This is a genomic window from Campylobacter concisus (assembly GCF_902460715.1).
In the GTDB taxonomy this organism is placed as follows: domain Bacteria; phylum Campylobacterota; class Campylobacteria; order Campylobacterales; family Campylobacteraceae; genus Campylobacter_A; species Campylobacter_A concisus_AK.
Genome location: NZ_CABPUX010000002.1, coordinates 545,888 through 563,393 on the forward strand (window position 1 = coordinate 545,888; position 17,506 = coordinate 563,393).

The 17,506-nt window shown below is 39.9% G+C and carries 18 protein-coding genes and 2 pseudogenes; 2 read left to right on the top strand and 18 right to left on the bottom strand.

The features are described 5' to 3' along the window. Positions 1–71 precede the first annotated feature (71 nt). The 8 genes and pseudogenes from F3G91_RS08550 to proA all read right to left on the bottom strand — a co-directional run. Positions 72–275: pseudogene (locus F3G91_RS08550) on the bottom strand (hypothetical protein); the annotation flags it as partial. A 290-nt stretch (positions 276–565) separates the two neighbouring features. Continuing rightward, positions 566–1,204, bottom strand: a complete 639-nt coding sequence (locus F3G91_RS08555; RefSeq protein ID WP_149701290.1) for an HAD family hydrolase — start codon at positions 1,202–1,204, stop codon at positions 566–568. A gap of 72 nt (positions 1,205–1,276) precedes the next feature. After that, positions 1,277–2,293 (bottom strand): OmpA family protein, encoded by a 1,017-nt coding sequence (locus F3G91_RS08560; RefSeq protein ID WP_009294838.1) that lies wholly within the window; start codon positions 2,291–2,293, stop codon positions 1,277–1,279. Positions 2,294–2,448: 155 nt separating this feature from the next. Further along, the gene (gene rpsI / locus F3G91_RS08565) at positions 2,449–2,838 is read right to left on the bottom strand and encodes a 30S ribosomal protein S9 (RefSeq protein WP_002939337.1); all 390 of its coding nucleotides are present in this window, start codon (positions 2,836–2,838) and stop codon (positions 2,449–2,451) included. Between the two features lie 2 nt (positions 2,839–2,840). Then, the gene (rplM, locus tag F3G91_RS08570) at positions 2,841–3,269 is read right to left on the bottom strand and encodes a 50S ribosomal protein L13 (RefSeq protein ID WP_002939292.1); all 429 of its coding nucleotides are present in this window, start codon (positions 3,267–3,269) and stop codon (positions 2,841–2,843) included. Positions 3,270–3,349: 80 nt separating this feature from the next. Next, entirely contained in the window at positions 3,350–6,169 is a 2,820-nt protein-coding gene (locus F3G91_RS08575; RefSeq protein ID WP_149701291.1) for a RecB-like helicase, read from the bottom strand. Further along, positions 6,166–8,511, bottom strand: coding sequence for a PD-(D/E)XK nuclease family protein (locus F3G91_RS08580; RefSeq protein WP_149701292.1), 2,346 nt, complete (start codon positions 8,509–8,511; stop codon positions 6,166–6,168). The genes F3G91_RS08575 and F3G91_RS08580 overlap by 4 nt, the downstream gene beginning before the upstream one ends. A gap of 231 nt (positions 8,512–8,742) precedes the next feature. After that, positions 8,743–9,102: pseudogene (gene proA / locus F3G91_RS08585) on the bottom strand (glutamate-5-semialdehyde dehydrogenase); the annotation flags it as partial. 187 nt (positions 9,103–9,289) lie between these two features. On the opposite strand from proA, the gene nhaA reads away from it, so the two are divergent. Both nhaA and F3G91_RS10600 read left to right on the top strand, forming a co-directional pair. Then, positions 9,290–10,450 carry a Na+/H+ antiporter NhaA gene (gene nhaA / locus F3G91_RS08590; RefSeq protein ID WP_103573807.1) on the top strand — a complete coding sequence of 387 codons (1,161 nt, stop codon included), beginning with the start codon at positions 9,290–9,292 and terminating at the stop codon, positions 10,448–10,450. A gap of 105 nt (positions 10,451–10,555) precedes the next feature. Next, the gene (locus F3G91_RS10600) at positions 10,556–10,684 is read left to right on the top strand and encodes a hypothetical protein (protein WP_258030348.1); all 129 of its coding nucleotides are present in this window, start codon (positions 10,556–10,558) and stop codon (positions 10,682–10,684) included. 81 nt (positions 10,685–10,765) lie between these two features. Here F3G91_RS10600 and F3G91_RS08600 read toward each other — a convergent pair whose 3' ends face one another. The 10 genes from F3G91_RS08600 to F3G91_RS08645 all read right to left on the bottom strand — a co-directional run bounded on the left by F3G91_RS08600 (position 10,766) and on the right by F3G91_RS08645 (position 17,491). Next, positions 10,766–11,236, bottom strand: a complete 471-nt coding sequence (locus F3G91_RS08600) for a FixH family protein (RefSeq protein ID WP_149701293.1) — start codon at positions 11,234–11,236, stop codon at positions 10,766–10,768. Beyond that, positions 11,229–11,798 (bottom strand): hypothetical protein, encoded by a 570-nt coding sequence (locus F3G91_RS08605; protein ID WP_149701294.1) that lies wholly within the window; start codon positions 11,796–11,798, stop codon positions 11,229–11,231. The genes F3G91_RS08600 and F3G91_RS08605 overlap by 8 nt, the downstream gene beginning before the upstream one ends. Before the next feature lie 106 nt (positions 11,799–11,904). Next, on the bottom strand, positions 11,905–12,117 hold the full coding sequence (locus F3G91_RS08610) for a DUF4006 family protein (RefSeq protein ID WP_021084770.1): 213 nt from the start codon (positions 12,115–12,117) through the stop codon (positions 11,905–11,907). Continuing rightward, the gene (locus tag F3G91_RS08615; protein WP_149701295.1) at positions 12,117–12,980 is read right to left on the bottom strand and encodes a cbb3-type cytochrome c oxidase N-terminal domain-containing protein; all 864 of its coding nucleotides are present in this window, start codon (positions 12,978–12,980) and stop codon (positions 12,117–12,119) included. The genes F3G91_RS08610 and F3G91_RS08615 overlap by 1 nt, the downstream gene beginning before the upstream one ends. Continuing rightward, positions 12,968–13,180: a cytochrome c oxidase, cbb3-type, CcoQ subunit gene (locus F3G91_RS08620; RefSeq protein ID WP_149701296.1), complete on the bottom strand. Its 213-nt coding sequence runs from the start codon at positions 13,178–13,180 to the stop codon at positions 12,968–12,970. The genes F3G91_RS08615 and F3G91_RS08620 overlap by 13 nt, the downstream gene beginning before the upstream one ends. A 9-nt stretch (positions 13,181–13,189) precedes the next feature. Continuing rightward, positions 13,190–13,855: a cytochrome-c oxidase, cbb3-type subunit II gene (gene ccoO / locus F3G91_RS08625; protein WP_149701297.1), complete on the bottom strand. Its 666-nt coding sequence runs from the start codon at positions 13,853–13,855 to the stop codon at positions 13,190–13,192. Further along, entirely contained in the window at positions 13,855–15,345 is a 1,491-nt protein-coding gene (gene ccoN / locus F3G91_RS08630; protein ID WP_021084787.1) for a cytochrome-c oxidase, cbb3-type subunit I, read from the bottom strand. The genes ccoO and ccoN overlap by 1 nt, the downstream gene beginning before the upstream one ends. Before the next feature lie 92 nt (positions 15,346–15,437). Next, complete coding sequence (locus F3G91_RS08635) at positions 15,438–16,121, bottom strand: response regulator transcription factor (protein ID WP_012001191.1); 684 nt, start codon at positions 16,119–16,121, stop codon at positions 15,438–15,440. After that, on the bottom strand, positions 16,114–16,854 hold the full coding sequence (locus F3G91_RS08640) for a sensor histidine kinase (RefSeq protein ID WP_149701298.1): 741 nt from the start codon (positions 16,852–16,854) through the stop codon (positions 16,114–16,116). The genes F3G91_RS08635 and F3G91_RS08640 overlap by 8 nt, the downstream gene beginning before the upstream one ends. Next, positions 16,847–17,491 carry a sulfite exporter TauE/SafE family protein gene (locus F3G91_RS08645; RefSeq protein WP_149701299.1) on the bottom strand — a complete coding sequence of 215 codons (645 nt, stop codon included), beginning with the start codon at positions 17,489–17,491 and terminating at the stop codon, positions 16,847–16,849. Before F3G91_RS08645 ends, F3G91_RS08640 begins: the two co-directional genes overlap by 8 nt. Positions 17,492–17,506: the final 15 nt, after the last annotated feature.

Here is a 17,506-nt window from a genome sequence, read left to right on the forward strand (position 1 = left end):
ATGATAGAGATCAAAAAGCGTTGCCATGCCACCAAGGTTAGCCAACGCTTCTACTACGCACTCTTTTTGGTTCATTTCTCACTTAGATACTCTTGTAAGCTTTTTACTTCAAGTGCTTTGCCAGTTTGAACTGTGCTTAGCGACTTAGCAGCTGCGAGTGCTGCACGGATAGTTGTGAAGTAAGGGATTTTAAATCTAAGTACATTTTGGCGGATCTTTTTGCCATCATCTACGCTTGATTTTGTATCGCTTGTGTTTATAACAAGTGCGATATCTATGAATTCCGGCTCCATTTCGATACCAATAAAATCTCTACCTAGTAAATTCAGTCCAAGCAAATTTATTGCATATTTTGTTAGTAAATTTATAAAAAATAACAGGCTTTAAATAATAAAACAAATGCAAATTTATTTAAAAAAGAATTAAAAATAGCGATAGATGTTTTTGATATAAAATTTTTGTATCTGAGCGAACTATTTTACAGTAAGTTATAATCAAAAATTTTTATGAATAGCATTGCGTTTAAAATAGTATAAGGCTCAAGAGCCTTAATAAATTTTAACTATCATGCCTCTTTTATAAAACCAACAGCTTCAAGTGGATTTGCAAATATACGCTCGCTAAACTGCTTTAAATCAGACACTTTGCCATATCCACACGTAAGACCAACACCAGTTATAAGAGCGGCCTTAGCAGCCTTTAGATCCATGATAGTATCGCCAACCATAAAGACATGATCTTTTTCTTTGTCTAGCCTCTTTAAAGCCAGATTTATAGGTTCTGGATCTGGCTTTGGATTAACAACATCGTCTCGTCCAACAACCGTTTTTATAAATTTCATAACGCCTAAATGCTCTAGCAAAATGATAGAAAATTTCGATGTCTTTGTTGTAACAACGCCAACATCAGCAAACGTGCTAGCTTCTTTTAAAGCATCCATAGCATATGGTAAAAGCACAGTCTCATCTAAATAGATCTTCTCGTAGCAAGCTTTATACTCTTTTACATATTCATCAATCAAATTTTTCTTGGCACCGAGTTTTTCAAACATTATTTCAAGCGGATATCCTACTAGAGATTTTAGTGCATCATGATCAGGCACTTTTTTATCGTGAGCTAAAAACGCCGCATCAAAACCTTTTAAAATAGCAGAAGTAGAGTCTATAAGTGTGCCATCTAAGTCAAAAAGTATAGTTTTTTTCATGAAATTCTCCGCAGAAATAAAAAAGGGCTCAGCCGAAGCCAAGCCCTAAAGAAGTAATTTTAAATAATAAAATTATTTATTGAAAGTAGCTTCAACACGTCTGTTTTGAGCGCGACCTTCTTTAGTTTTGTTTGTAGCGATTGGTTTAAGTTCACCGTAACCAACTGTAGAAATTTTAGCTTTTTCTACGCCGTAACCAGCAAGAACCTCAGCCACTGCTTTTGCTCTTTTTTCAGATAGTTTTTGGTTGTAAGCTTCTGCACCTACGCTATCAGTGTGACCAGCAAGTACAACTTTATAATCTGGGTGTTCACCCATAAAGTCAGCTACTTTTTTGATCTCAGCTGCATATTTTGGTCCAACTTTGTAGCTATCAAATGCGAAGTTAACATCTAGGTCTCTAAGAACGATAACTTTCTCGCATCCTCTTTCGTCAACAACTACACCAGCTGGAGTGTTAGGGCATTGATCGATATCATTTGGCACGCCATCATTGTCATCATCAAGAACTGGAGCTGGAGCTGCTGCTGGAGCTGCTGCTGGAGCTGCTGCTACAACTGGAGCTGCTTTTGAATCAAGACCTATGCCAAAGCCTAGTGAATAGAATAGGTTGTGATCAGCGTGCTCAAATTTGATAGCATCTCTTGCCTCTGCTTTAAGAGCAAATCTATCAGTTACTTGGTATCTTAAACCAAGACCATATTGACCAAAACCGCCATCTTCGTTTTTAACAAAAATAGCTGGAACATCTTCATAACCAGCACCGATTAAACCATATAGGCTAACTGGTCCAAAATCAACGATATTTTTTACAAGGTTAGCGTGGTATCTAAGAGCTCTACCCTCTCTTACAACGTTACCTGTTCTCTCTTTAAGTTTTTGAGAGTAATCAACACCAAGTTCAACTTGATCAAAGAAGAAATCTTCAAGGTTTCTAGCCGCTCTAATACCAACAAAGTTGTGGTCTTTTACACGTAGATTTCCTTCTGGATGAACACCACCGATAGTTGGAGTGATCTCATAGTTGTATGCTGCGTTAGACGCAAAAACCGCTGTTGCGGCAACCATAGCTAAAGCAATCTTTTTCATAATAGAATTCCTTTCAAATAGGGATTTTTAATGTTGACTATAATTTTACCTAAATAAAAATAAATCAACTTTAAATTATAACCAAATTCTTAATGTAAATCTGACAATTTACATAACCTAAATTTTGCAAATGCGAAAGCACTTGCAAAAAACCATTAACGTTTAGAGAATTGTGGGCTTCTTCTAGCCTTTCTTCTACCAAATTTTTTACGTTCAACAACACGAGAATCTCTAGTTAGCAAGCCTTTTGGTTTAAGAGCTGCTCTAAAATCAGCATCCATATCAGCTAAAGCACGTGAAATGCCGTGCCTTAAAGCTTCAGCCTGTGCTGAATAACCGCCACCTAAAGTTGTAGCTACTACGTCTATTAAACTCTCTTGTTTTGTTACTAAAAGTGGTTGAATAACTTTAAGCTTGATAGCCTCGTGACCGCCAAGCCAAGTGTTAAGATCCATACCATTTACTACGATTTTACCGCTTCCAGACTTTATCCAAACCTTTGCTACGGCAGTTTTTCTTTTACCAGTTGCATAAACTTTTGCCATAATTATTTTCCTTCTTTTTTAGCTATTTGTGCCGTATGAGGATGCTCACTGCCAGCATAAACTTTTAGTTTTTTTATCATCTCTCTTCCAAGTTTTGTCTTTGGAAGCATGCCACGAACAGCTAATTTAAATAGTTTTTCTGGCTTATTTGCTATCAAATCGCCAAATTTCTCGCTCTTTACGCTGCCAAAATATCCTGAGTGTCTGTGATAAAGTTTATCTTCAGCTTTGTTATTACCAGTAAATTCTACTTTAGAAGCATTTATGATGATAACATAGTCGCCACAATCTACGTTTGGCGTGAAGCATGGTTTGTTTTTGCCACGAAGTATAGTTGCTACCTCAGTTAGCAATCTACCAAAGCGCTTACCAGCTGCATCAACTACGATCCAGTCTCGCTTAACTTCGTTTGGCTTTGTTATTTTTGTCATTTTCTTACCTTTGCCAAGTTAATTTTTGAGTTGTGATTGTATTTAAAGAATGCTTTGACAAAGCTTAAATTAAGTAGCATTTAAACTTCAATATATAAAATTTTGCCTTCAAGAGCATAGAAAATGACGGCGATTATACTATGTTTTTCGTAAAATTTAGAAAGCGCATCTTTATACTCTTTTACCTGCTTTTTGTTCTCTTCTATATTTTTATCTGTCGTTTTATAATCAATCACACAAATTTCACGCTCATTAAAGCAAAAAAGATCCATCTGTTTTAGCTCATTTTTTACTTTAAACGGCTGCTCTTTATAAATTTCTTTGTCTTTTATGCACTCTATAAATTTTGGCTCACTTATAAGCATTTTTGCCCTAGAAAAGACATCTTCAAGTGCTTCAAGTGGCAAAAATTTATGAAATTTATTTAGCATCAAATTTTTAGCTTTTTCTAGTGAAATTTCATCAAATTTCTCGCTCATCTCAAGCAGATAGTGAAACGCCAGACCAAAATATATCGCACTTAAGTTTTTACCACTCGTCTTTTGCTCTTTCGCCTCTACCTCTTGCCTCTCTATCTTTAAAATTTCAGGCATTTTTTCATCTTTTTTTAGCTCTTTTTGCTCAGTTTTACTAGGCAAAATTTTGCCAAAGCTAAACTCTTTTAGGTCAAGATAGTCATTTGCTTCGCTCTTGTCGCTTCTTGTGTAAAACGAGAAAAAGCTTGGGCTATTTCCGCTTGGGACGGCTTGCTTGATGATGATGAGCGACTTTGTTGCCCTTGTGAAAGCGACGTAAATTTTATTGATATTTTCTTGCTTTTCAAGCTCTTTCATCTGCTCTAAAACGCTTGCATAGTCGCTATCAAAATTTTCTCTACCTGAAATTTTACTCTTTACGATCCATTCGCCCTTTTCGCTGTATTCGGTTATGAAATTTGAGTCATCTCCCCTGCCCTTGCCCATCATATCGCAAACTATAACGTGAGCAAACTCAAGCCCCTTTGACTTATGCACGGTCATCACTCTCACACCGTCGCTACTTTTTGGACTGATTTTAGAGCTAAAGTTTTCAAGGTTAAATATAAAATCACTTAAATTTTTATATCCCGCGCCTAGCTCAAATAGCCTCAAGATATCGACGTCTGCCATGCTTATGCCTAAATTTTTAGCTAAATAAAATAGGCTATTTGTAGCGCTCACTTCTGGCTTTATGTTTAGTTTTTTTACGTTTGCATTTACTAGCGCTTTTACATTTTTCTCATAAATTTCTTCACTAAAAAGGCAAAATTTAGCATACTCGATGATCGCCGCGACAAGTGGCGTTCTTTTTAGCTCCAAAGTGCCTTCATTGACGCTTTTTATCCCTGCGCTACTAAGCACTTCTGAGATGAGGCTAATGTCGCTATTTTTCCAGCAAAGCACGGTTATATCGCTTGCATTTACGCCAGCTTTTAAAAGCTCACTTGCTTGCGCAACGACCGCACCTGCGATATCTTCATCGCTTAACACACGCAAGTAGCCGTAGTCATCTTTTTCTACTTCAAAGTACTCGCACTCGCCACTTACCTCGTAGCTTAGCGTCTCATCTTTTTTAGCTGGCTCTTGTGGCTCAAAGCTAAGCCCATATCTATGATAAATTTCTTCAAAAACGGCGTTATTAAATTTCACCAAAGCCTTTAAACTGCGGTAGTTGCTTGGCAAATTTTCTATATCTATCTGAGTAAAATCATCTCCCAGCTTGTCAAAAAGCTCCTTTTTGCCACCTCTAAATTTATAGATGCTCTGCTTCGTGTCGCCCACGTAAAAGAAGCTTCCAAGCCCGTTTTGTCCGTATCCAGAGACGATTTCAGCGATGAGCGGCAAGATGATCTCATACTGGATCACGTTTGTATCTTGAAACTCATCAACTAAGAGGTGATTTATCCTGCCATCAAGCCTAAAATAAAGCGCCTCTTTATCCAAATTTTGCACCAAAAGCTTAAAAACCAGCTTGTTTATATCAGCAAAACTTAGCGCATTTATCTCTTTGTTTAGCTCTAAATTTGAAGCCTTATAAAGCTTTAATAGCTTGCTAAAGCCACTTAGCCTATACCTTTCGACCTCTAAAATGTAGTTTTTCGCTGCCTCTTTTAGCTCGAAAAAGAGCCTATCAAGCTCTGGGGTGTAAATTTTGTTAAAAGTGCGGTAGTCTAGGCTTTCTCTAGCAAAAACCTTACTCTTAAATAGCTCAAATAAATTCTGCTCGCCAAATGTCTTTTTAGCCACATCACTAGCGCCATTTTGCAAGGCTATATACTCATTTATCGCCCTTTGCGCCGCCCTTACTTTGCTATCATCTGGATAGCTTGCACCACTATCTTTTAGCTCGCCGCCAAAGCTCTCATAAAATTTCGCCAAAGTCTGCGAAAAGCTGGCCTCTTTTTGGCTTGAAATGATCATCATTAAGGCTAGCTCACTAAGAAGCTTTTTATCTTTGCTCACCTCTTTTACAAATTTTTTCCACGCCAGATCTTGCAGGCTATCTTGCACGCTGTAATCAGGACTAATGCCTAAATTTTGGCTAAATTTCTTCAAAATCCCAGAGAAAAACGCATCAAATGTATAAATTTTTAGCTCACTTTGCAAAAAGACGCTAAGCCTCTCATCTCGCCTTTTTATTGCCTCATCTTGGTTTATACCAAGCTCCGCGCACACCGCTTCAAGCTCGCCTTTTTTGTTCTGCAAGTCCAAAAAAGTAGCGATTATGCGCTCTTTCATCTCGTTTGCTGCCTTTTTTGTAAAAGTTAGAGCGACGATCTCGTTTATATTTTCGCCTCGAAGCACCAAAGCGATGTAGCGAACGCTCAGCGCAAAGGTCTTACCGCTTCCAGCGCTTGCTTTTAGGGCTAAAAAATTTTTCATAACTCTCTCCTACAAAGTGTGACGTATTCGCAAAATGCGCAAGCTCCGCTCTTTCTTTCAAAATTTATCTTGGTTTTGTTTATGCCTTTTAGCTTTTCTATCTCGCCGTTTAGATCCTCTACGCTTTTTTTCGAGCTAACTAAGCTAGGCTCGTTTTTTAGGGCATAGTAAGCACTTCGCACCTCTCCGCCGTAAAGCGCCTCGTAAAAGGCAAGCTGGAGCGAATTTACATTTGCCTCGCTCGTTTTATAATCAAGTATAAGCACGTCGCCGCTTGCGTCCGCATCGATCCTATCGATAAATCCCTTTATCTGCACGCCGCAAAACTCGCTTTGCACCTCTTTTTCGCACTCAAGCACCCTAAAACCAGCCCTTAAACGCTCGTTTTCATAAATTTCATACTCTTTAAATTTATGCGTCCAAATTTCAAACTCAAGTGGCGTAAGATTTTGCTTTGTTAGCATCTCTTTAAAAACGGCTAGATCAAAAGTGTTATTTTGCTTATAAAATTCGCTCGTGTAATACTCAAAAAGTGCGCTATGAACGCTATTTCCTTGTTTTGTGCCAAGCTCTTTTGCTACGCCTTTTGCAGGCTTTATGCCAGCTATCTTTGTGTAGTAGTATTTTCTTGGGCAGGTTAGAAATAAATTTAGCGTCGAAAACGAGAGTGGGTTTGTGAAAAAATCATGCTCTAAAATAACCTCATCATCCTTTAAATTTAAGCTCGCCTCTCCCTTTAAAAATAGCTTCAAATAGGCATCATCGCTAAATTTCTCATCTTTTATCGTTTTGAAATTTTTTAAAAATCTTGAAGGTATGCTCTCTTCATTTACACAGCAGCTTATCGCCACTTTTTTGGCGTTATTTATGAGGCTTTCGTAGTAAAATCTCTGCAAATTTTCACGCTCCACATAGCTTATAAGCCCCGCTTTTTGCCTCACTTTTGAGTTTAAAAACATCTCATTTGCGCTTCTTGCGGGGATGAAGTTGTCGTTAAAATCAACTATGATAACGCCATCAAATTTCATCCCGCGGCTCTCTAACATACCCATGACACTGATCTTTCCGCCGCCCACGTCATCGATGCTTAGACGCGAGATATTTAGCAAGAAAATTTCACATAGCTGCTTTAAGCTAAAGCTAAAATACCTGCATAAATTCTCCATCCTAAAAAGCTCAAGTGCGAGCTTCTCTTCGCATCTTGGCTCATTTTCAAGCGCCAAAAGCTCATCTATTAGCTCTTTAAATTTAGCAAATTCACACAGCTCAAAATAGCTAGTCCTAAATTTCTCAAAAAGCTGCTCACTCACACCAAATTCGCTCAAAATAAAGCCGAGCTCCTCGTAGCTCCCAAGCTTGCTTTGATCAAAAACTGGACTTGCTTCTTCGTTGATCGCTCTTGTGATGTAGTAAAGCGCTTCATAAAATTTTGTATTTTTAAAGCTCTCGCCCATAGCGTAGTTAAAAATTTTAGCGCTATCATGAAGCCTTAAAATCTCGCTAAAGCCCTCATCTGGCAAGATGACTGCGATGTTTTCAGGCTTTATGCCATCAAGCACAAACTCGCTCGCCTTTGCCATAGCGTAAGCGCACTGCAAGCTTCTTGTGGCAAATTCTCTTACTAAAACTGGCTCAAATTTTGTGATATTTTCTAGGCAGGTTAGCTCGTTTATATTTAAATTTAGCTCATATTTTTTATAGTTTTCAAACTCGCTAATGGCTGAAATTTGTCTTATCTTTTCGATAAGTTTTTTATTAAAAACGCTAGTTTGAAAGATGATCTTTAGCGTGCATAAATTTGCTATTTTTTCTAAAACTTCCCACTCAAACTCGCTTAAAATTCCATCAATATGCAGTGAAATTTCACTAAAACTTCTTATGTAAGCTTCATTGATGGAGTAAATTTTTGGCAAGGTTATATCATCATAAAGATCTTCTTTATCAAGCAAGCTCTCATACTCTTTTAAAACCGCCTCAAGTATGCTTAGATGCTCCTCAAAATCAGCGTAAATGTCGTTAAATTTTATCTCTTCAATACTCTTTTTGCTGATAGCAAGCTCTTTAAAAAACGAAAAAAGATAGTCGTTGTTTTTCAAAAACTCAAAAAACTCAGTTGGGATTTTTAGCACCGAATTTGCCTCTTTGACGCTGGCACAGGCTCTGTTCATAAGCACCAAAGCGTAGGTGCTATCGCACTCAAAGCGGCCATTTACAAAAACAGCTTTTTTATAAAACTCTGCGATGCTTAGGCTTTTTGGGATTAGCTCGTCATTAAAACCAGCATTAAATTCCCTGATCTTACGCGAGTTTGTAAAGACGAAAAGTTGATTTAGATTGCGCATTTTACTCTCTTAAATTTTTAAAAAATGATAGCCAAAAGCTGATAAAAGAGCGCTTTTTCTCACTTAAGGCAAGCTTTGAAAATTTTTCTAAATTCTTTAAAAATTTAAGCCTTAAAGCGCTGAGGGCTACAATCTAAAAAAGGAGCAAAAATGCATAAAGAGTTAAACAGATCTGGCTTTTACTACGGCTTTCCTGTCCTGCTTGCCACTACAAAAGATCAAAAAGGGCGAGATGATACCGAGCACCCCCAGCGGCACGCGAATGCGGCTGATTTGCATGCCGTTTGGATGGCTCCAGCCGCCTAAATTTTCGCCTACGACCTCGGCAAAGCCCGCCACCTCGCGCACGCCCTTTGCCATAGCCTCGATGCGGGCATCCGTTAGTCGCAAACGATCAAGCAACGCCAAGCTAAGGCCCGATTTCTCGCCGTTTGCAAGGTCTTTGGCGTTTGCCGCTTTTATAGCCTCTTTTTGCGCTAGCAGCTCGTCCGCCACGGCGTTTAAAATTTCAAATTTAGCCCTGCTATCAAGTCTCAAAAGCTCGCCGCAAGCAGCCTTTGCACGCTTACATATATCTAAAATTTCATTCATTTTCGCTCATTAATCTATAAAAACCGTGCGCAAACGTCCCGCTCCCGCAAGCGCGGCACGGCAAATTTTAGAGATGCGTCTACTAAATTTACCTTTAAATTTGAACTGATTATAGCCAAATTCGCCCGAATTTTATGCGAGCGTAAAAATACGCTATAATCGCCAAAGTTTATAAAAAGGAAGCAAAATGGGCGGAATAAAAGAGTTTTTAAAACACGAAGCCAGCGGCGGGATTTTGCTGATGATCGCTACGGTCGCGGCGCTACTGTGTCAAAACACGTTTTTGAGCGATTTTTACAACGAATTTTTAAAGACCAAATTTACCGTAAGCTTCGGCGAATACGGGCTAAGCAAACCCCTGATCTTGTGGGTGAACGACGGATTGATGGCGGTATTTTTCTTTCTCATCGGACTTGAGCTAAAGCGCGAGGTGCTGGAGGGCGAGCTAAAAAATCCGTCGCAAATCGCGCTGCCCGCCATCGGCGCGGTAGGCGGCCTGATAGTACCCGCGGTTATCTTCTATCTTTTTACGAAGCACGACTCCTTTGCGCTTGGCGGCTGGGCGATACCGACGGCGACGGATATCGCGTTTGCTCTGGGGATTTTGAGCCTACTCGGGCCTCGCGTACCGACCAGTTTAAAAATTTTCCTCATGACGCTGGCGATCGTCGACGACCTTTGCGCGATCGTGATTATCGCGCTATTTTACACGAGCGAGCTTAGCGTCCAAATGCTTGCGGTCGCGAGCGTTTGCCTAGCCGCGCTTTTTGCGCTAAACAGACTCGGCGTAAAGAGCAAGGCGGCGTATCTGATCGTAGGCGCGGTGATGTGGGTAGCAGTGCTAAAATCAGGCGTTCACGCCACGCTTGCGGGCGTCGTGGCGGCCTTTTTCATACCGCTTAGCTTTAAAGACGAGCCGGGTAAATCTATGCTAAAAAGCATCGAGCACGACCTGCACGGCTGGGTGGCGTTTGGCGTGCTGCCGATATTTGCCTTCGCAAACGCAGGCATCTCACTGCGAGGCGTCGGACTGGACGAGATTTTGTCTCCGGTCGCGCTAGGCACGGCGCTGGGGCTTTTCGTCGGCAAGCAAGTCGGGGTATTTTCTTTTAGCTTTTTAGCGATCAAATTTAAGCTAGCCAAGCTGCCAGAAGGGTCAAATTTCATTCAGCTTTACGGCATCGCGGTACTTTGCGGCGTAGGATTTACGATGAGCCTTTTCATTAACGGCTTAGCCTACAACGACACGGACGCCTTTGCCTACACCGACAAGCTTGCTATCTTGCTAGGTTCGGTAGTTTCAGGTACCGCGGGGTTTATATTGCTTAAATTTAGCACCAAAAACTAAAGCGCGCGCATAAAAGAGTGCAAGATACAGATAGAAACGATCGTAGAAAAGTGCGAGATAAAAGAGTGGTTTTGCATCGTTACTTGCAGGATAGTTGGCATCTTTGTGGATGAAAATTTGTTAAAAGATGAAAAGCTAGATACTAAAAAATACTCGCCTCTAATCTATAAATTTAAAGAGTATGTTACAACTGGCAAGCGTTTGGGCTTAAATTTTGGCTTTAGAGAGGTTTGAGCTGGAGTTTTGGCTGGCTAGAAAGTAAAAATTTAAATTTGATTTTGACCTTGGCTAAAAACTTTTAGATGCAAATTTAACTTACTTTGTGGCGTTAAAATCAAATTTATAATATCTCGTATCTTGCTTGTCGCTTAGCCTTAAAAGTAGCTGCCACCTGCCCTCTTTTAGGCCAACACTCTCACTTATAAGGTCATTTTCTTGCCATGAGGCGCTTAATGTTTTGTTATCTTTATTTGTCTGCGGGCGAGTTAGTAAAATTTCATAGCTAAGGCTTGAAATTTCGCCATTTTTTGGCGTTAGAAGAAATTTAAACTTACCCTGCAAGCCTTTAAATTCTGGCTCAAATTTAAGGCCAAATTTCTCATCAAATCTCGCCTCACTCTCTTTTATAAATGTGATGTTTTCATCGACGCTTTGATGACTTTGCATATAAGCGCTATCCATCTCGACTGGGTTGTTGATCGCAACAACGATGGTTGCGGCACAAGCCAAGATGATAGCGACTATGCTAAGCACGATGCCATAAGGCCAAAAGCTCTTTTTAGCCATTTTTTACCTTTTTATAAAAGATGATGAGAACGAAAAATGCGATCAAGCCGTAGATGAAAATTCGCAAGAAATTTAAGGTCGTTTTGTTTGAGCTGCCAATACCGCTTTCTAGCTTTAAATTTAAGCTCTCAGCGATCTGCTCGGCGATATCAGCGTAGCCGTTTAAGATAGCGGCGTTATATACATCTTTGCCATTTTTTGAGACCAAAATGGGGATAACGGTGCCTGATTCTGGATTTACACTTAGAATTTGCTCCTTGTTAAAAAGCTTTGAAGTGTTTGTATCGCTAAAAATTTCAACCTTTTGCTTGTCTTTTATGAGCGCTAAAAAGACAAAAGGCGAGCTTAAATTTTGCTCATTAAAAAGCGCGTCCAGCTCGCCATCTTTATACACACCAACTACTAAATTTATGTTGCTTTTTTGATAAAGCTCGCTGCCGATCTCATTTAGTTTTTGGCTCACTTTTTGGCTTAAAATTCCATCATCATTGATAACGAAATTTGCACCCCAAGCCAAATTTTGCCATAGCAAAATGATAAAAATGAGTGCAAATTTCTTCAAATTTAACCTACAAATAGGTGATTTGGCGTAAGTACTGACCAAGCACAAATGGCGCCTGCGACGACTATTAGCAGGATAATGGCTTTTTCTATTATGCCTAGCATCGCTACTCCTTTACAATGACGTGTTTAGCGTTATCTACGCTCTTCATCTCGATGCTAGCTGCATCTTTTAGTGAGTAAGGTTTGGTTGCGACCTCTTTTTGCAAGCCGATGCCAACGTATGTAAGCACCGCTAGGATAGAGAGCAAAAGCACCACCGCTATTAAAAACCCGCTAATGCCATTTAAGGCAAAGATGTTTCTATTTTTATTTTCCATTATTCGCCCTTTGATAGCGATATGACGTACTCGCCAACTGCGCTTTGCTGTATCTCGTTTAGCCTGCCATCATTAAATTTAGGCATAGTGCCGATCGCTCCTTTTTTGCCGCGATTTAGCACATCAGCCACAAAGCTAGCCGAGCCATATTTGCTAAGATCGACCGACATGCCATCCATACCCTTGCCATCTTCGCCGTGACATGCTGCACATGCAGCGTAAAGCTCTTTGCCAGTTGCTACTAAATTTTCATTTTTTGTGCTTTTTATCGCACTTATCTCTTTAGCTACGTATGCTGCGATCGCCTTTGCGCCATCAGCGTCAGCTAAGCCTGCTGGCATCTCGCCCATAGGGTAATCAAGCCCTTTTGAGCCATTTAGTATGGTCTCAACTATGCCTTTTTCACTACCCCAAATTTGTAAATTTGCAGCCTTGCCACCTATGCCATCGCCTGTGATGCCGTGACATGCTGAGCACTGCACAAGATATATGCTCTCGCCCATAGCGTGAAGCGTCTCTTTGCTTGGATTTGCATACTCTTTTTCAAATTTGGCGTTTGCCTCTTTAACCTCTTTGTTATACTCGCCGATTTGTGAGTAAGAATTTAGTGGGTAGCCCAGCAAATAGTACCAGATCGCCCAAATTAGCGCTAGTAAAAAGACGACCGCCCAGCCAAGTGGGACAGGGTTTTTGTATTCTCCTATGCCGTCCCAGTTGTGCTCGCTAAGCTCAACACTCTCATCTTTTTTAACCTTCATCTGCCCCACGTACCTACCAGCTACAACGATGGTAAGCACGATGATTAGAGCCGCTCCTATAAGAGCTAGTAAATTTACATTATCTTCTAAATTTAGCCATTGCATACGCTCTCCTTTGTAGCCTTACGCTCTAAAATTTCGTCACTGATCTCATCGTTAAGCGCTAGTTTTGAGTACTTCTCATAGTTTCTTCTGCCAGTTTTTTCGCTCTTATAAAGATGAAAAAAGTAGGCATACAAAGTGATCGCCAAAAATGCTGTCAAGAAAAAATAGCCATAAGCTTGAAACTCTCTAATGTTCTCCATCTTACACTCCTACTTTAGGCTATTTAGATAGGCAATCAGTGCTACGATCTGGCGAATTTCACCTTTTTCAAATGCACTTTTTACCTGCTCATCTTTCATATTTTCAACGATAGCTGCAGCCTCAGCCTTGACATTAGCATTTGTCTGCTCTAGCGTGCCAAGTGCTGGCATATCTTTTTCGTCATAAGGCGTGTTAAAGACCTTTTTAACCGTTAGCGCTTCAGCGTAAGCAGTCTCTATGTCAGCATTTTTCTTAAATAAAAATGGATATGCTGGCATGATCGAGCCTGACACTACTGAGGCTGGATTTAGCATGTGATTTTCATGCCAGTCAGTCGTTCTATAGTTGCCAACACGCATAAGGTCAGGTCCCGTTCTTTTTGAGCCCCAAAGATGCGGACGATCATAGGCAAATTCGCCACTTAGTGAATACATGCCGTATCTATCAGTCTCAGCCTTAAACGGGCGGATCATTTGAGAGTGACAAGTGTTGCAGCCATTTTGCATATAGATGTTTTTGCCAGCTAGCTCCAAAACGGTGTAAGGCTTTGTACCCTCAAGTGGTCTAGCTCTGTTTGCAAAGTCTGGTAAAATTTCAACTATACCAGCGTAAGCGATAACTATAAAGACGCAAACTGCAAAAAAGAATGGATTTTTTTCTAACCAAGCAAACATCACATCACCTCCGCGCTAGCTTTTGCCCCGCCGCCCATAGGCGAAGCGCTTTTTGGCTCTGCTAAGATAGCTTTAGCAGAAGTTGATTTATAGATGTTATAAGCAAACATCAAGAAGCCAACTAGATAAAGAAGTCCGCCAATAGCTCTTATATAGTAGTATGGGATAAGCACAACTACCGTGTCTATAAACGAGTAGAGTAAATTTCCGTAGCTATCAGTCGCTCTCCACATCATACCTTGTGTGATACCAGCGATCCACATAGAGGCAAAGTATAAGACAATACCTGTTGTTTGTATCCAAAACTGAGCTTCCATTAACGATTTTGAGTAAATTTCACGCTTAAACACACGCGGCGTCATGTGATAAAGTGCCGCCATGATCATAAAGCCAACCCAGCCAAGAGCGCCGTCGTGAACGTGTCCTGGTACCCAGTCAGTAAAGTGCGCTAGGGCATTTACAGACTTGATAGAAAGTATCGGACCTTCAAGTGTTGAGAACATATAAAATGTCGAAGCTAGAACCATAAATTTAATAAGCGGACTCTCTCTAAGCTGCGCCCATTCGCCCTTCATCGTAAGAAGGATATTTATGGCTGAGCCCCATGAAGGTAGGATCAAAACGATAGAAAAGACTGAGCCCATAGTCTGCATCCAATCAGGCGTAGCAGAGTAAATGAGGTGGTGTCCGCCAGCCCAAAGATAGATGAACATCAGACCCCAAAATGAAAATAGCGATAGTTTATATGAAAATATCGGCTGACCGCTCTCTTTTGGTAAGAAATAATAAATTTGAGCGATGATAGCCACTGTAAAGACGAATGCAACTGCGTTGTGACCATACCACCACTGAACCAAAGCGTCGTTTGAGCCAGCATACATAGAGACAGAGTGTAGCCATGAGCCATATCCGCTAACAAGTCTTGTTGGAACTTCCATATTGTTAAATAGATACAGCATCGCAACGCCAAGAAATGTAGCGATGTAGTACCAAACTGAGATGTAAAGTGTCTTTTCGCGGCGGATACCGATGAGGCCAAATATACTAACGCCCCAAAGCACCCAAACAACAACCACTGCGATATCTAGTGGCCACTCAAGCTCAGCGTACTCCTTAGCTGTGCTCTCGCCCATAAAAAGCGTAACAACAGCCAAAACCATAACAAGCATATATAGCCAAAAGTGAAGCTTGCCGATAAACATCAAAAATGGCGACTCGCTCATCGAGACCTTTAAAACACGCTGTCCGATGTAGTACCAAGTGGCAAAGATGCCTGAGAGCATGAAGCCAAAAATGATGCCATTAGTATGAAGAGGACGCAACCTCCCAAACGCCGAATATTCGCCGGCTATGTAGTTAAGCTCTGGACAGGCCATTTGAAAAGCTATAACTACGCCAACAACCATGCCTATGATACCAAAGAGTATCGTGGCAAACATGAATAGCTTTGCTACACTATAATCATAGTGTAGTAGCTGAGATGGTCGCATAAAATATCCTCCTAGTTAAATTTATATTAATGATTTGTTATTTTAGAGTATAAGGACTATAAAAAAACTTAATTAATATAAATTCTCATTAACTAAGAAAGTCTTCTGTCTATTTTGTAACCAAGTCCTGGGACATTTTTTATAAAATTGTTGCCAACTTTGTCTCTAACACGCTTAACAAAGGTTCTGATAGCTGCTTCTGTAACGCTCTCGCCAACCCAAACGACGCTTTTGATCTCATCATGAAGCACAAGCGTACCAAGTCTTTTTATCAAAAGTGAGATAAATGCGAGCTCTTTTTTAGTAAGTGAAATTTCAACACCGTCTCTGATAAGTACGCGCTTGATCTTATTAAAGCTATATCCGTTTGCAACTTGGATAATATTTGCAGTTTCTATCTTGCTTTTTGCGACATTTTCTATCGTTTTTAAAAGATCATCTGCCATGATAGGTTTTATGAGATACTTATCAACGCCAACATCGATAGCCTTTAATAAAGTCTCTTTTTCGCTATGCGCACTTAGGACGATGACAGGTGTGTCTTTAGAAATTTCCTTGATATATCTTGTCATATCAAGTCCATCACTAATTGGCATAAATACATCTGTAATTACCATATTTGGGTTGTATTTTTTAAATTTTTTCAAACCTTCATCGCCATTTTGAGCAGTAAAAACTTTCTCAAAATTGTCACTCAGCACATCGTGCATGATCTTTTTGCTGTCGCTATCGTCTTCAACAAGCAAAACCGTTAGGTTCTTTAAAATTTTATTCATCTATCTCTCCTTTGTGTGGTAACTTTATTAAGAAACAGGCACCATTATCGCTGTTGCCCGCTGTTATTTCTGCGTTAAATTGATCGATTATTTGCTTTGACATATAAAGTCCTAAGCCAGTGCCTTTGGCATCTTCTTTGGTAGTAAAATATGGCTTAAATATCTCATCTATCACATTTTTATCTATGCCACCACCGTTATCTTCTACGCTTAAGTAAGCAAATTTTTCATCGCTATCAATCTTTATTTTTATATTTTTATCTTCTATCTTTTTTAAATTTAGTGCGTCTTTTGCGTTATTTAGTAAATTTATGATGACTTGCATGAGCCTATTTTTGTGACCATAAATTTTTGAGTCCCCTAGCACCTCAAGCTCTATATGAATGCCCTCTTTTTTCATCACGCCTTTTACGATCTGTATAGATGCTCTAGCTGCGTCTGCTAGGCTAAATTCTTGCGAAAGTGTGTTTGGATTTAAAAACGAGCTAAACTCATCAGTAGTTTCTGACATATATTTGATGATCTGCATAGCCCTCTCATAAGAGCCGATAAATTCGTTATCTTCGCTGCGTGCTAGCTTTTTCATCTTATATAAAACTAAGCTTAGCTCATTTAGCGGCTGCTTCCACTGGTGAGTTATATTTGCCATCATCTCGCCCATCATCGCAAGCTTAGCAAGCCTCATACCCTCGCTACTTGATAGAAAATTTTCATCTAAATTTAAACTAGGCATTTGCTCTATATCCTAAAAATGATAGATAAAGTCCGTTTAAGATCATTATGCAAGCTGAGAGCTTAAACATGATCTCTTTAAATTTCTCTCTTAGTAAGCCAAAAACAAAGCTAGCTAGCAACATCGCTGGTAAGGTGCAAAGCCCAAAGATAAGCATTATCAGGGATGCGTCAGCCACATTTGCGCTTAAAACTCCAAGCGCTAAGAAATAATAGACCACACCACAAGGCAAAAGCCCATTTAAAGAGCCAAGCAGTAAAAAATTTGCCAAATTTCTCTTTTGCACGCTTGTTTTTGCCATTTTTACTATAAATTTAAGTGCTTTTTCGCTCTCTACAAATTTTAAAAGCTCACCCCTAAAAAGCAGTGCGATGCCAATAAATGCGATCACTAAGCCAACTATGAAAAATATCACGCCTCTTGCTTGCAAGCCAAAACTAATGGCTGCTCCAAAAGCGCCAAACAAAGCTCCCAAAGCCACATAAGCAAAAATTCTAGCTAGGTTATAAAGCGCGCTTAGCATTAAAATTTCACTCTTACTTTTGCCTTTAAAAAATAGAGCTTGCAAGCTCAAAAATCCGCTACACATGCCGATACAATGACTAAAGCTGCTCAAAATCGCAACTGAGATAATCATGTAAAGGCTTATGTT